This window comes from Desulfovibrio sp. MES5 (genome assembly GCF_002237645.1).
In the GTDB taxonomy this organism is placed as follows: Bacteria; Desulfobacterota; Desulfovibrionia; order Desulfovibrionales; family Desulfovibrionaceae; genus Desulfovibrio.
The window spans coordinates 51,098-64,412 of record NZ_MJUZ01000004.1 but is presented as its reverse complement, the minus strand read 5'-3'; the positions used below and the strand labels follow the sequence as shown (position 1 = coordinate 64,412).

Genomic DNA, 13,315 nt, shown 5'->3' with positions numbered 1-13,315 from the left:
AGAACTGCGCCGTATTTTTTCCCGCGCAGGGCAAACCGGCGCGCGTCAGTGCGGACTGGGGATGGCTGGGGCAAGAGGGCATGCGGCGAAGGGCCGCATGTGACAGCAATGTGTGGAGGGGCGCGTTTTCATGGATTTTGACGGCATTTCCATATGGAGCCCGCTGGAGCTTTCGCTCCGGGTGGCTGGCACGGCTACGCTGGTTTCCTTTGTGGCGGCCACGCTTATGGCCTGGGGGTTGGCCCGTAAAAAAGGCCCCATGCCCGCCCTGCTGGACGCCCTGTGCACCCTGCCCCTGGTTTTGCCGCCCACGGTGCTTGGCTACTACCTGATTCTGCTGGTGGGGCGGCGGGGGGTGTTCGGCCATTGGCTGGCAGAAATCGGCATCAATCTCATTTTTTCGTGGAAGGGCGCGGTCGTGGCGGCCACGGTGGTGGTGTTTCCGCTCATTTACAAATCCGCCAGAGCGGCACTGGAACAGGTGGACGCACACCTGGAAGACGCCGCCCGTACCCTCGGCGCTTCAGAGTGGCGCGTGTTCATCAGCGTGTCCCTGCCGCTGGCCTGGAAGGGAATTTTTGCCGGGCTCATGCTGGCGTTCGCGCGCGGGATGGGCGAATTCGGCGCTACGCTCATGATCGCGGGCAACATCCCCGGCAAGACCCAGACGCTGGCCCTGGCCATCTATGACGCCTTTCAGGCTGGCAACGACGCCCAGGCCACCTGGCTTGTCATCGTCACGTCCCTTGCCTGCGTGGGCCTGCTCATGGCTGCGGAATTGCTGTTGAAACTGAAAAGGCGGCGGCGATGATTTCCCTGCGTTTGTACAAGAGCTTCAAAAACGCGGCAGTGCCCTTCAGCCTGGACGTGGACTATGAAATAGGCGGGGACCACAAGAACGTGGTGCTCTTCGGGCCTTCCGGTTCGGGCAAAAGCCTGACCATGCAGTGCCTTGCAGGGCTGGTGCGGCCGGATTCCGGCCATATCCTGCTTGGCGAACGCACGCTGTACGATGGGGACCGCAATGTCTTTGTGCCCGCCCAGCGCCGTAAAATCGGCTACATGTTTCAGGACTACGCCCTGTTTCCGCATCTGACCCTGTTGCAGAATGTCGCCTACAGCGGCACCGGCCTCTGGCCGTGGCGCGTGTGCGCTGTCCAGCAGCGGCGCGCCCAGGACATGCTGGAACGATTCGGCATCGGGCATCTGGCCCGCAGCCTGCCTTCTCAGCTTTCCGGCGGCCAGCGGCAGCGAGCGGCCCTGGCCCGCGCGCTCAATGCCGAGCCGGAGCTTCTGCTGCTGGATGAACCGTTCTCGGCGCTTGATCCGCTGCTGCGCGAGCGTCTGCGCGAAGAACTGCTGGAACTGATGGCGGACCTCACCATACCTGCGGTGATCATCACGCATGATCCCGGTGATGTGGATGCTTTTGCGGGCAGCCTGATTCTTTATGAACACGGCCATGCCCGGATGGTGCCCAACTATGCCGATCTGCGGCGCGGTTTTGACAGCCCTGGCCGCTGCCTGCGGCACCTGCAGGAGCAGGGGTCGGATGCCTGGCCGGATGCCTGGCAGAATACTTGCCTCGGACAGTCCCACTGACGTGTCCACATGGGCAGAATGGTGCGCCCTTGCGGCGCGACAGCGCACAGCCAACGCGACTCCGGCTGTGCGCTGTTTTTTGTTCGGCTGGAGCACGGTAACTTTGAAAAAGTGTACATGCTCTAGTCGCACGAAAGTGCAGCACGCCACAACGTGGCATGGATCTGCAGGGCTTTGGCCGTTGCGACGAAGGAAGCTGCGAATAAAGCTCGGCTGCATGACAACTCTGAAATGTGAAGCAGTTCAAAGTTAATCTGCTCTAAAGATGGGCTGGGTCTTTACCCCGCTGTGGACGCAAAAAAAACACAGCGCCGCCGCCTGCGCCCTGCGCTTCCTGAATGCCGGTTTACACCCCGGCATGATCAGTACAATTTTGTATATAATAAAACCGAATCTTCCTGAAGTCATAGAGACAAAAGCGTAAAAAAACGGCCAGAAACCGCGATGGCAGCCGCGTATAGGCATTGCTTTTTTGCAGCGGAGCTTGATACAATTTTGCATCACCCTAGTACCATAATGTTGTTTGACAGAAATTGCATTACGGCTATGCTGCCCTCAAAAAAATTGTATCTTTTCGGGTGGATGAAGCTTGCCTTCAACGACGGTTCCTGCTTTTCTTCCAGGTGCGTCACTGGGCCATCCACAAGCGGCGTCCAAACCGGAAACCATGTGTGAGACATGAAAGAAATCAATGCTGAGGAAATATCGCGGGCAGTGGCCCGCCTGGCCGTAGATGCCTGCTGTCTGTTGCCCGACGATGTAGAGGCGGGGCTGGTCCGCGCGAGGCAAGAGGAATCTTCGCCCATTGGGCAGGCCATTCTGGAGCAGTTGCTGGAAAATGCCGCTCTGGCCAGGGCTGAACGCATGCCCATCTGTCAGGACACCGGCCTCGCCGTGGTCTTTGCCAACGTGGGGCAGGACGTGCGCATTGTGGGCGGGGATTTTGAATCAGCCATTCATGAGGGCGTGCGGCGCGGCTACACGCAGGGATATCTGCGTAAATCCTGTGTGGCGGAGCCGCTGTTTGAGCGCAAAAATACAGGCGATAATACCCCGGCAGTCATCCATGCCCGTATTGTGCCGGGCGATGCCCTGCGCCTGCGGCTGGCCCCCAAGGGGGCGGGATCGGAGAACAAAAGTTTGCTCAGAATGCTGGTGCCCGCCGACGGACTCGACGGCGTGCGCCGGGTGGTTCTGGAGGCCGTCAAGGCTGCCGGGCCCAGCGCCTGCCCGCCCATGGTGGTTGGCGTAGGCATTGGCGGCACTATGGAAGTGGCCGCGCTCTGCGCCAAGCGCGCCGCCGTCCGCGACCTTGAAAGCCGCAATGCCGATGGCCGTTACGCCGCCCTTGAAGAAGAACTGCTTGACCTCGTCAACAGTACCGGCATCGGCCCGCAGGGATTCGGCGGCCTTGTAACCGCGCTCAAGGTGCATGTGGAGTGGGCCCCCACCCATATTGCAAGTTTGCCTGTGGCAGTGAACATCAATTGCCACGCGGCGCGTCACGCCGAAGTGGTGCTGTAGAGCATTGCTACTTTGAAATCACGCTGCCGACTGCGTGAGCGGTCGCCAGCAACCAAGGAGCGAGCGCCGCTTCAGCTCTTGCCCGCAGGACTTGCTGAACCGTTGACGGAACCGACTTACGGGGCAGGACAGCACCGCTAGAGACTAAAGACGCCGCCGCTGTTTATTTGCGCTGTCAAGCGACGAAGCAAGCGTGCCGCAAACTTTGAGAGTGTCATTCTCAAGGGTAGATTGCTCCAGGAGACTCCCATGGCAGATCAGAACATCAGGCGCGTCACGGCTCCCTTTGATGACGCCACCGCCCGCTCGTTGAAGGCGGGCGACAGGGTGCTTATTACCGGTACGGTGCTGGCCGCGCGCGACGCCGCGCACAAACGCATGGTTGAAAGCCTGGCAAAGGGCGAGCCCCTGCCCGTGGATTTGCAGGGCGCGGTGGTCTACTATCTGGGGCCAAGCCCCGCGCGTCCGGGGCAGGTCATCGGCGCAGCCGGGCCAACCACATCCGGCCGCATGGACGCCTATACGCCGCAGCTGCTGGAACTGGGCCTCAAGGGCATGATAGGCAAGGGCTATCGCAGCGCAGAAGTGGCGGAAGCCATTCGGCGTTTTGGCGCGCCCTATCTGGCGGCCATTGGCGGCGCAGGGGCGCTGGTGGCGCGCAGCATCAAAAAATACACGGTGCTGGCCTATGACGACCTGGGGCCGGAAGCTCTGGCCGCCCTTGAGGTGGAGGACTTCCCCGCCATTGTGGTTATGGATGCTGAAGGCGGCAATTATTATGAAATGGGGCAACAGCCATATCGACGTGTGTAGTTGGAAGAAATGACAGGAATTTTTTTCTGATACAAAGTTAATACACTGAAATTATTGAAATAAAATGAAAGCATTTTATCACGTTTGAAAATTAGTTGATAAATCTTGTGGTTATAAATGCTTATGTTGAAAAGGGCTGCTTACAAACTTTTGTAAATGCAGCGCGCAGAAAAGACGGCGGCGCTTGGTTGATTGATCGACCCGCAGAGACGCGGGAGCAGCCAGCAGCGCGGATTTTTACGAACCAGTCCAGCTTTGGATATGAGTGGCTTGAAGTTTTTTTGCAGCCAGCGACGGGCAGGCGTTAACTGTTTTTTGTGGCCGAAAAATGTGTTTTTTATGCTAATACCGTGAAAAAAAAGGATGTTGGTGCTGCGCAGTAAGATGGCTGACAAAGAATTGCTGCAAATTTTTTTGCAAGCATGGACATAATGAGACACTCATGGTATCACTTGTATATATCCTGACATCAAAGCAATAAAATTTTGAAAGCAGATATCAGGCTTTTTTATAAATTTAGTGTCGCAAACAGAATATGTTGAATTTTTTTCAGAAAATGTTTTGACGTATGCTGAAACGTTTTTTCAGGCGCTGATTGTTGAAAAATAACTATGTATGATGGGTTTATTTTTTTAATATATAGTTTCACGTGTCCATAGGCAGGATTTTATATGGGTTATCGTGCCCATATACTGATAATGTCAGCCGTGGATATTGCTGTATCCGGAACGGGAGGACGTTGTGGTCAGTTTTGACAGACCGGTGTGGGCGGAAATAAGTCTTTCAGCACTGCGGCATAACATGCGCCAGATCAGGTCGCTGCTTAAGCCTGGAGTGATATTCTGCCCCATCATTAAAGCAGACGGGTATGGACACGGAGCAGTGCCCCTGGCCCATGAAGCCGTGGCTCTGGGCGCGGGCTATTTTGGCGTGGCCATTCTGGATGAGGCAGCAGCACTACGCGCTGCGGGCATTACCGTGCCCATTCTCATACTTGGTTATACGCCGCCGCAGGCGGCGTCTTTCGTGGTCAGCAACCACATTACCCAGACCATTTTCAGCAAGGAACAGGCGGACGCCCTTTCAGCGGCTGCAGTCGGGCTTGGCATGTCCGTCAAGGTGCACGTCAAGGTTGACACGGGCATGACGCGCATCGGCGTGCGCCCCGAAGAAGCGGCGGCCTTCTGCTCCTACGTGTCCAGCCTTGATAACATTGTGCTTGAGGGCATGTTTACCCATTTTGCCAGTTCGGACAGCGCCGATCGCTCGTACTGCCTCAAACAGTTTGAGCGGTTTCAGGCTGCCATGGCGGCGGTGGAGGCATCCGGCATACGCCTTGCCATCCGGCATTGCGCCAACAGCGCCGCCATACTTTCCATGCCAGAGGCCCAGCTTGATATGGTCAGGGCGGGCATAATCCTTTACGGATTAAAGCCCTCGGACGAATGCCCCATCCCCATTGAACTGCGCCCCGCCATGCGCCTCAAGGCGCGGCTGGCCATGGTCAAGCAGGTTCCGCCCGGCGTGGGCGTGAGCTATGGCAGTATTTTTCATACGCAGAAAGACAGTCTCCTTGCCACCATACCCATCGGCTACGCTGACGGGTATACGCGCATGCTCAGCAAAAAGGCCGAGGTCTTGGTGCGGGGCGAGCGCGCGCCCGTGGTTGGACGCATCTGCATGGACCAGTGCATGGCCGACGTGAGCCATATCCCTGATGTCCGCGCAGATGATGAAGTGCTGCTCTTCGGCGGCCCCGAACTGCCCGCCGATGAAATCGCCGCGCATCTCGGCACCATCAATTACGAAGTCGTGTGCATGGTGGGCAAGCGTGTGCCCAGGGTGTACGTGGAATGAACCTGTTGTCGTTCATATATCATCGCCTGCAACATTTTGTATGAGGAGAATGCCGTAGCTTCCCGTGGTCGGACGACTTCGGTCATATGCGGATGACCGGGTCCCTGCCCGAGATACATACACTACATCAAGAGGAAAAAGGAGGCTCCCCCCACTCACGAAACCTCGTTGTCTAAGGATTGGCATTCAAACTCGTTCACGGTTTTGCAAGGAGAACATATGTCGAGCGAAAACAAAAGCGTAACTGGTGAAACACTAACCCGAGGGTTGGAGTCTAGACATATTCAGCTTATCGCCATCGGCGGGGCCATCGGCGTCGGCCTGTTCCTGGGTTCAAGCACGGCTATCAGAACAGCTGGCCCGGGCCTGTTGCTGTCATACCTCATCGGCGCGGCCGTCATCTTCTTTGTGATGCGCGCCCTCGGTGAAATTGCTGTCGCCTATCCCGTGTCCGGCTCGTTCAGCGCGTATGCGAATATGTTCATGGGCCCGCGCATGGGCTACATAACCGGCTGGACCTACTGGTTCATGTGGATCATCACTGGTATGGCCGAAATCACGGCTGTGGGCGTGTACTGCACCTTCTGGTGGCCGGACTTGCCACAGTGGATACCGGCCTTGTTGGCACTGGTGGCCATGACAACCGTCAACCTCATTTCCGTAAAGCTTTTCGGCGAATTCGAATTCTGGTTCGCGCTCATCAAGGTTGTGGTCATTATCGCAATGATCGCCATTGGTCTTGGCATTATCCTGTTCGGCATCGGCCATGGCGGCGTGCCCACGGGCATCACCAACCTGTACGCCCTTGAAGGCGGCTTTTTGCCCAATGGCATGACAGGCGTGTTTATGGCCCTATCAATGGTCATGTTCGCATTTTTGGGCATTGAGCTCATCGGCGTCACCGCAGGTGAGGCCTGCAACCCTGAAAAATCCATCCCCTCAGCCATCAACAAGGTGCTGTGGCGTATCCTCGTGTTCTACATCGGCGCTCTGTTCGTCATCATGAGCATCTTCCCCTGGAATGAAATCGGCGTGCACGGCAGCCCCTTTGTGCTGACCTTCAAGAACATCGGCATCGCCGCGGCTGCGGGCATCATCAACTTCGTGGTGGCCACCGCCGCGCTGTCTTCCTGCAACAGCGGCATCTACAGCAACGGGCGCATGCTTTACAACCTGGCTCTGCAAAAACGCGCTCCGCAGTATTTTGCCCAGACCAGCAAGGCCAACGTGCCCGCGCGCGGTATCCTGGTGTCTTCGTGCATCATGCTTATCGGCGTGTTCCTCAACTATATCGTGCCTGAAGAAGTGTTTATCATCGTAACCAGCATTGCCACCTTCGCCGCCTTGTGGATATGGGGAACCATCATCATCGTTCAGATGAAGTCCCGTGCCAGCAAGTCGCCGGAAGAAACGGCCAAGATCGCGTACAAAATGCCCTGGTATCCCTACTCCAACTATTTCGCCCTGGTCGGCCTGGTGTTCGTGTGCGTGATTCTCACCATTGGTGAATCCACACGCATCGCCATGATAGTTGGGCCGCTTTGGATTATCGGCATCAACATTGTGTACAACCTGCTCGGTTGGAACAAGAAAGACGCTTAGTAACAGCAACATGTCCAGTACAGTGTGGCGACAACCGCGCGTTGGGCGTCGGCTGCCGCACAAGAGATAAAGAGTCTCTAACGTCTCAAGGAGTCTTATAATGAAGTTTCAGGGTATGACTATCGGTGTGCCGATGGAAATCATGCACGGCGAACGCCGCGTGTCCGCAACTCCTGATACCGTCAAGAAGATGGTTGGCGAAGGGGCCACAGTTCTGGTCGAGGAGGGGGCGGGCGACGGCGCGTTTTTCCCAGACGCCGCTTATGTTGAAGCTGGCGGCAAGATTATTGAAGACGTTCAGGAAATCTTTGCCAAGGCCGACGTGATCCTGAAGGTCAAGGAACCCCTGTTCAATAAAAAGGTGAACAAGCACGAAGCGGAAATGGTGCGTGACGGCCAGTACCTGATCACGTTCCTGCATCCCGCCGCGCCGGTGAACCATGAAATGATGAAAAAGCTGGCGGCCACGGGCGTGATCAGCATCACGCTTGACGGCATCCCGCGTATTTCGCGCGCTCAGGGCATGGACGCCCTGACCTCCATGAGCACTGTGGCCGGCTACAAGGGCGTGCTCATGGCCGCCAACCGCCTGGCCAAGTTCATGCCCATGGTGGGCACGGCCGTGGGCGTCATCAAACCCGCCAACGTGCTGGTCATCGGCACGGGCGTGGCGGGCCTTCAGGCCGTCGCCACCGCCAAGCGCCTTGGCGCTGTGGTAACCGCCGTGGACATCCGGCCCGACGCGCGCGAACAGTCCACGAGCCTTGGCGCCAAGTGCTTTGACGTGGGCGTGCCCGCCGATGTGGCCATTGGCGAAGGCGGCTATGCCCAGCGCCTGAGCGATGAATGGCTGAGCAAGGAACGTGAGGCCCTGAAGCCCCTGGTGAAGGATTCGGACATCATCATCCTGTCCGCCCTGATCCCCGGCAAGCTGGCCCCCATCCTGATCACCGGAGATATGGTGGCCTCTATGGCTCCCGGCTCCAGCATCGTTGACATCTCCATTGACCAGGGCGGCAACTGCGAGTTGACCGAGGCTGGTGAAGTGGTGGTCAAGCACGGCGTGACCATTGACGGCACCAAGAACATCCCCGGCATGATGCCCACGAGCTCCACCTGGATGTTCGCCAACAACGTGTACCAGCTGCTTTCCTTCCTGGCCAAGGACGGCAAGATTGTGCTGGACAAGAGCGATCCCATTATCGAATCCACGCTGACCACCATCGACAAGCAGATTGTCCACCGTGGCGCGCGTGAGGCCATGGGACTGTAGAACCGAGCGCCAGTCTGCCGGAAATGGCATTTCCGGCAGACTCCACGCCGCTAGCGGCGCGCTGCACTCCCGTGCAGCGACAGGGCATGTGGACTTTTTCAAAGGCACATGCTCTGGGTTACAGCGAAAGTGCCCGGACGGCGCTTGCCGCCCGGGCATCCCGCATAGGCCCCGGAAAAAAAATTCAAGGAAGAGCATATGACCCCAATTACCCTGCTGGCAGTGTTCGTTGCTGCGACGCTGCTCGGCTACAAGATCATCAGCCATGTGCCAAGCCTGCTGCACACGCCCCTGATGTCGGCCATGAATGCCCTTTCGGGCGTCATCATTCTTGGTGCGGTGACGGCGACCTATCTTGCGGGCTCCGTCTTTTTCACCATCCTGGGCGCCATTTCCGTCGCCATGGCCATTGTGAACGTTTTCGGCGGGTTTGACATTACTCACAAAATGCTTCGAATGGTCGCCGGGAAAAAGAAGTAACCCTTCATTCTGGCCTTTGCTACAACCATAAATCAGAAGAAAGGGTTGCTGTGACATGAATGCACTAACCTACAACATCATTGCCGGACTTCTTGTGGCGTCGGTACTCTTTGGTCTGCGCCTCATGAACAAGGTTCCCACTGCGGTCAAGGGCAATCTTTTTTGCGCCTCGGCCATGGGCCTCGCCATTCTTGTGACCATGTTCAAGGACGGCTCCATGACGTCTCCCACGCTTTGGCTGGCCATTGCCGTGGGTATGACGCTGGGGCTTACCCTGTCCAACAAGGTCAAGATGATCCAGATGCCGCAGATGGTCGCCTTTCTGCACGGCATCGGCGGCGGCGCAGCGGCCATTGTGAGCTTTCTTGTCCTGACGGACACGGGTGCGCCCACGGCCTTTGAGCGCGGCAGCGCCTGCCTGGCCATGGCCATGGGCATGACCACCATTACCGGCTCCTTTGTGGCAGCAGGCAAACTGCATCAGATCCTGCCGCAAAAACCCATTATCCTGCCCGACCATACCCGGATCATCCTGTCCATTCTGGGCGTTATGGGATTTTCCGTGCTTATGGGCACGGTGTTTCCGCACTTTTTGTTCGGCTTTTTCATCTTCATGATGCTTTTGTCGGGCACGGCCTTTGGCATCGGGTTCACCATCCGCGTGGGCGGAGCCGACATGCCCATCACCATTTCGCTGCTGAACTCTATGGGCGGCGTCTGCGCTGCCATTGCGGGTTTTGCGGTGAGCGATCCCCTGCTGGTGGCCATTGGCGGCATCATCGGTTCTTCGGGCTTTTTGCTGACGCGCATCATGTGCAAGGCCATGAACAGAAAGCTGCTGTCCATCCTGCTTGGCGAATCCTCTGTGGTCACGCCCGCCCGTGGGGCCGCGCCCAAAGCCGCCGCCGCTGCCCCGGTTCCTGTCAAATCCACTGAGGCCGAAGTGGCCAAACTGGTCCAGAACGCCAAAAATGTGGTTATCGTGCCCGGTTACGGCATGGCTCTTGCCCAGGCCCAGTACAAGGTCAAGCAGCTTGCCGACCTTCTGGAAAGCAAGGGAGCCAAGGTGAGCTACGGCATCCATCCCGTGGCGGGGCGCATGCCCGGCCACATGAACGTGCTGCTCGCCGAAGCCAATGTGGATTACGAACACCTGCTTGAAATGGACACGGTAAACCCGATGTTCGCCGATGCCGACCTTGTGGTCATCGTGGGCGCCAACGACGTGGTGAACCCTGCGGCCAACAGCGCGGAAGGCACGCCCATTTACGGCATGCCGATCCTTGATGCCGAAAAGGCCAAGAACATCATCATTTGCAACTATGACAGCAAGCCGGGTTACGCCGGCGTGCCCAACCCCCTGTATGAGCGCGCTGGCGTGCATCTCATGCTGGGCGACGCGGCCAAGACCTTTGATACCCTGCTGCACTACGCCCAGGGCAATGCCCCGGCCGAAGAAAACGCCGCCTCGTCCGGCGGAGACAGCAAGGAAGCTGCGGCCGCAAAGCTGGTGCAGAACGCCAAGAGCGTTGTTATCGTGCCAGGCTACGGTATGGCCCTTGCCCAGGCCCAACACAAGGTCAAGCAGCTTGCGGACACGCTGGAAGCCAAGGGCGTCAAGGTGAGCTACGGCATCCATCCCGTGGCGGGGCGCATGCCCGGCCATATGAACGTGCTGCTCGCCGAAGCCAATGTGGACTACGAAAACCTGCTCGAAATGGATACCGTGAACCCGATGTTTGCGGAATCCGACCTTGTGGTGGTCATCGGGGCCAACGACGTGGTGAATCCTGCGGCCAACACCGCCGAGGGAACGCCCATCTACGGCATGCCTATCCTCAAGGCCGAAGAAGCCAAGGGCATCATCATCTGCAACTATGACGACAAGCCGGGCTACGCTGGCGTGCCCAACCCCCTGTATACCCGCGAGGGCGTAATCCTCATGACGGGCGACGCGGCCAAGACCGTGGACCGCCTGGTGAGCTTCGCTCAGGGCGAAAGCCCTGCAGCCGCCGCCCCATCCGGCGGCGACAGCAAGGAAGCCGCGGTCGCCAAGCTGGTGCAGAACGCCAAAAATGTGGTTATCGTGCCCGGTTACGGCATGGCTCTTGCCCAGGCCCAGTACAAGGTCAAGCAGCTTGCCGACCTTCTGGAAAGCAAGGGAGCCAAGGTGAGCTACGGCATCCATCCCGTGGCGGGGCGCATGCCCGGCCACATGAACGTGCTGCTCGCCGAAGCCAATGTGGATTACGAACATTTGCTTGAAATGGACACGGTAAACCCGATGTTCGCCGATGCCGACCTTGTGGTCATCGTGGGCGCCAACGACGTGGTGAACCCTGCGGCCAACAGCGCGGAGGGCACGCCCATCTACGGCATGCCCATCCTCAAGGCAGAAGAAGCCAAGAACATCATCATCTGCAACTACGACGACAAGCCGGGCTACGCCGGGGTGCCCAACCCCCTGTATACCCGCGAGGGCGTGATCCTCATGACGGGCGACGCCTCCAAGAGCTTTGACAAGCTGCTGGCCTACGCGCAGGGCGAAAGCCCGGCGCCTGCGGCGGCTCCGGCTGGCGGAGATCAGGTGGATCAGGTTCTCAGGGATGCCAAGAGCGTTGTTATCGTGCCCGGCTACGGCATGGCCCTTGCCCAGGCCCAGCATAAGGTCAAGCAGCTTGCCGACCTGCTGGAATCCAAGGGCGTCAAGGTGAGCTATGGCATCCACCCGGTTGCGGGACGCATGCCCGGCCACATGAACGTGCTGCTTGCCGAAGCCAATGTGGATTACGAACACCTGCTTGAAATGGATGTCGTTAATCCGATGTTTGCCGAAGCCGATCTGGCCATCGTCATCGGGGCCAACGACGTGGTGAACCCTGCGGCCAACACGGCCGAAGGCACGCCCATTTATGGCATGCCCATCCTCAAGGCTGGCGAGGCCAAGAACGTCATCATCTGCAACTATGACGACAAGCCCGGCTATGCCGGGGTGGACAACACCCTGTACGGCAAGCCCGGCGTCATCATGATGCTTGGCGACGCCGCCGCCACTATGGACAAGCTCATAGGCATACTCCAGAAGTAGCACCGCTGCGCAATTACCCCTGCGCAAGTATCCTGAGGGGGCGCATTCTTCCATGAGAAGAATGCGCCCCCTCGTCACTTTGGGCATTGAGGAGCGGCGGCAATGGGCGTATGCAGTGCGGACGGCGGGCTGTGCCCCGTCATATCATGACGCGGTCAGCGCAAGGATTTTGCGTCGTTGAAGCAATGCCACGTTGAAATGCTTTGTGGGAGAGGGACCCTCTTTAGACCTGATTACCTTTGAAATGTTTTACCTTTCAAAGGTGTCATTCTGCCGAAAATGCGATTTTCGGCAGAATCCACGCCACGTTGTGGCGCGCCGCACTCTTGTGCAGCGTGAGAGCATTTACCCTTTTTTATAAGGGTAAATGCTCTAAAAAAGGGCCTCCTCCCCACGCCCCCACCCCCTAAAACTCTTGGTGTATTTTGTCAGAGTACGAAGAGTTTTCTGATCTGAGGAGGGGCGGAGACAGTATTTTTCAGGCAGCACACCACCTCAAAGGGTGTTTGCTTCAGCGTAGAGGCGCTCCCTGTGCAAAGACTACAAAGCCGCGTGAAGGAAGGATTTATGACGACCCTGATCACACTTTTTGCCGTGGGCCTCGCCGGAGGCCTGGTTTTTGATTACTTTGACCTGCCGGGCGGCCCCATGACCGGGGCCATGGTGGCAGTGGTTATTTTTAAAAGTTTCGGTTCCGTCGCCACGCCGTACATGCCGCACTGGATCAGATATGTGGTGTACGGCTGCGTGGGCGTGATCGTTGGCAATATGTACAGCCCCGGCATGCTGAGCGTTGTGCGTGAAACGTGGCCCATCATGCTGCTTTCGACCTTTATCATTCTTGCCGCCGGTCTCGGCTGCTCCTGGATAAGCATGCGCTTTGGCGGCATGAGCGCCGAAGGCGCCTACCTTGCCACCAGCCCCGGCGGTTTCAACGCCATCATGGCCCTGGCCGGAGATGCGGGACGCGAAGCGCCTATGATTATGGTGTACCACCTGGTGCGCATCTATGCCATTGTGCTGCTCTCGCCGCTTATAGCCAAACTGCTGGTTCTTATGGCCAAGATATAGCGAAT

The 13,315-nt window shown here is 57.9% G+C and carries 11 protein-coding genes; 10 read left to right on the top strand and 1 reads right to left on the bottom strand.

The window, feature by feature from the left end; translation table 11 throughout:
* Positions 1–130: 130 nt before the first annotated feature.
* The 4 genes from modB to BCS36_RS01335 all read left to right on the top strand — a co-directional run bounded on the left by modB (position 131) and on the right by BCS36_RS01335 (position 3,939).
* Complete coding sequence (gene modB / locus BCS36_RS01350; protein WP_291301137.1) at positions 131–811, top strand: molybdate ABC transporter permease subunit; 681 nt, start codon at positions 131–133, stop codon at positions 809–811.
* Complete coding sequence (locus BCS36_RS01345; RefSeq protein WP_291301136.1) at positions 808–1,602, top strand: ATP-binding cassette domain-containing protein; 795 nt, start codon at positions 808–810, stop codon at positions 1,600–1,602. Before modB ends, BCS36_RS01345 begins: the two co-directional genes overlap by 4 nt.
* Before the next feature lie 678 nt (positions 1,603–2,280).
* Positions 2,281–3,126, top strand: a complete 846-nt coding sequence (locus BCS36_RS01340; protein ID WP_291301135.1) for a fumarate hydratase — start codon at positions 2,281–2,283, stop codon at positions 3,124–3,126.
* 249 nt (positions 3,127–3,375) lie between these two features.
* Positions 3,376–3,939 carry a Fe-S-containing hydro-lyase gene (locus BCS36_RS01335; protein WP_291301134.1) on the top strand — a complete coding sequence of 188 codons (564 nt, stop codon included), beginning with the start codon at positions 3,376–3,378 and terminating at the stop codon, positions 3,937–3,939.
* A 140-nt stretch (positions 3,940–4,079) separates the two neighbouring features.
* On the opposite strand, the gene BCS36_RS01330 is transcribed toward BCS36_RS01335, so the two are convergent.
* Entirely contained in the window at positions 4,080–4,334 is a 255-nt protein-coding gene (locus BCS36_RS01330) for a hypothetical protein (RefSeq protein ID WP_291301133.1), read from the bottom strand.
* A gap of 346 nt (positions 4,335–4,680) precedes the next feature.
* On the opposite strand from BCS36_RS01330, the gene alr reads away from it, so the two are divergent.
* The 6 genes from alr to BCS36_RS01300 all read left to right on the top strand — a co-directional run bounded on the left by alr (position 4,681) and on the right by BCS36_RS01300 (position 13,310).
* Positions 4,681–5,796, top strand: a complete 1,116-nt coding sequence (gene alr / locus BCS36_RS01325) for an alanine racemase (RefSeq protein ID WP_291301132.1) — start codon at positions 4,681–4,683, stop codon at positions 5,794–5,796.
* Positions 5,797–6,015: 219 nt separating this feature from the next.
* The gene (locus tag BCS36_RS01320; protein WP_291301131.1) at positions 6,016–7,398 is read left to right on the top strand and encodes an amino acid permease; all 1,383 of its coding nucleotides are present in this window, start codon (positions 6,016–6,018) and stop codon (positions 7,396–7,398) included.
* Between the two features lie 100 nt (positions 7,399–7,498).
* On the top strand, positions 7,499–8,671 hold the full coding sequence (locus tag BCS36_RS01315; RefSeq protein ID WP_291301130.1) for an NAD(P) transhydrogenase subunit alpha: 1,173 nt from the start codon (positions 7,499–7,501) through the stop codon (positions 8,669–8,671).
* A gap of 198 nt (positions 8,672–8,869) precedes the next feature.
* Positions 8,870–9,151 carry an NAD(P) transhydrogenase subunit alpha gene (locus BCS36_RS01310; protein ID WP_179980264.1) on the top strand — a complete coding sequence of 94 codons (282 nt, stop codon included), beginning with the start codon at positions 8,870–8,872 and terminating at the stop codon, positions 9,149–9,151.
* A 55-nt stretch (positions 9,152–9,206) separates the two neighbouring features.
* Positions 9,207–12,239, top strand: coding sequence for an NAD(P)(+) transhydrogenase (Re/Si-specific) subunit beta (locus BCS36_RS01305; RefSeq protein WP_291301129.1), 3,033 nt, complete (start codon positions 9,207–9,209; stop codon positions 12,237–12,239).
* A gap of 567 nt (positions 12,240–12,806) precedes the next feature.
* Positions 12,807–13,310 (top strand): AbrB family transcriptional regulator, encoded by a 504-nt coding sequence (locus BCS36_RS01300; protein WP_291301128.1) that lies wholly within the window; start codon positions 12,807–12,809, stop codon positions 13,308–13,310.
* Positions 13,311–13,315 lie beyond the last annotated feature (5 nt).

What these genes read in the sequence shown, in the direction of transcription:
- BCS36_RS01335 (WP_291301134.1), top strand. Translation starts at nt 3,376, where the DNA reads ATGGCAGATCAGAACATCAGGCGCGTCACGGCTCCCTTTGATGACGCC.
- BCS36_RS01320 (WP_291301131.1), top strand. Translation starts at nt 6,016, where the DNA reads ATGTCGAGCGAAAACAAAAGCGTAACTGGTGAAACACTAACCCGAGGG.
- BCS36_RS01315 (WP_291301130.1), top strand. Translation starts at nt 7,499, where the DNA reads ATGAAGTTTCAGGGTATGACTATCGGTGTGCCGATGGAAATCATGCAC.
- BCS36_RS01340 (WP_291301135.1), top strand. Translation starts at nt 2,281, where the DNA reads ATGAAAGAAATCAATGCTGAGGAAATATCGCGGGCAGTGGCCCGCCTG.
- modB (WP_291301137.1), top strand. Translation starts at nt 131, where the DNA reads ATGGATTTTGACGGCATTTCCATATGGAGCCCGCTGGAGCTTTCGCTC.
- BCS36_RS01305 (WP_291301129.1), top strand. Translation starts at nt 9,207, where the DNA reads ATGAATGCACTAACCTACAACATCATTGCCGGACTTCTTGTGGCGTCG.
- BCS36_RS01300 (WP_291301128.1), top strand. Translation starts at nt 12,807, where the DNA reads ATGACGACCCTGATCACACTTTTTGCCGTGGGCCTCGCCGGAGGCCTG.
- BCS36_RS01310 (WP_179980264.1), top strand. Translation starts at nt 8,870, where the DNA reads ATGACCCCAATTACCCTGCTGGCAGTGTTCGTTGCTGCGACGCTGCTC.
- BCS36_RS01345 (WP_291301136.1), top strand. Translation starts at nt 808, where the DNA reads ATGATTTCCCTGCGTTTGTACAAGAGCTTCAAAAACGCGGCAGTGCCC.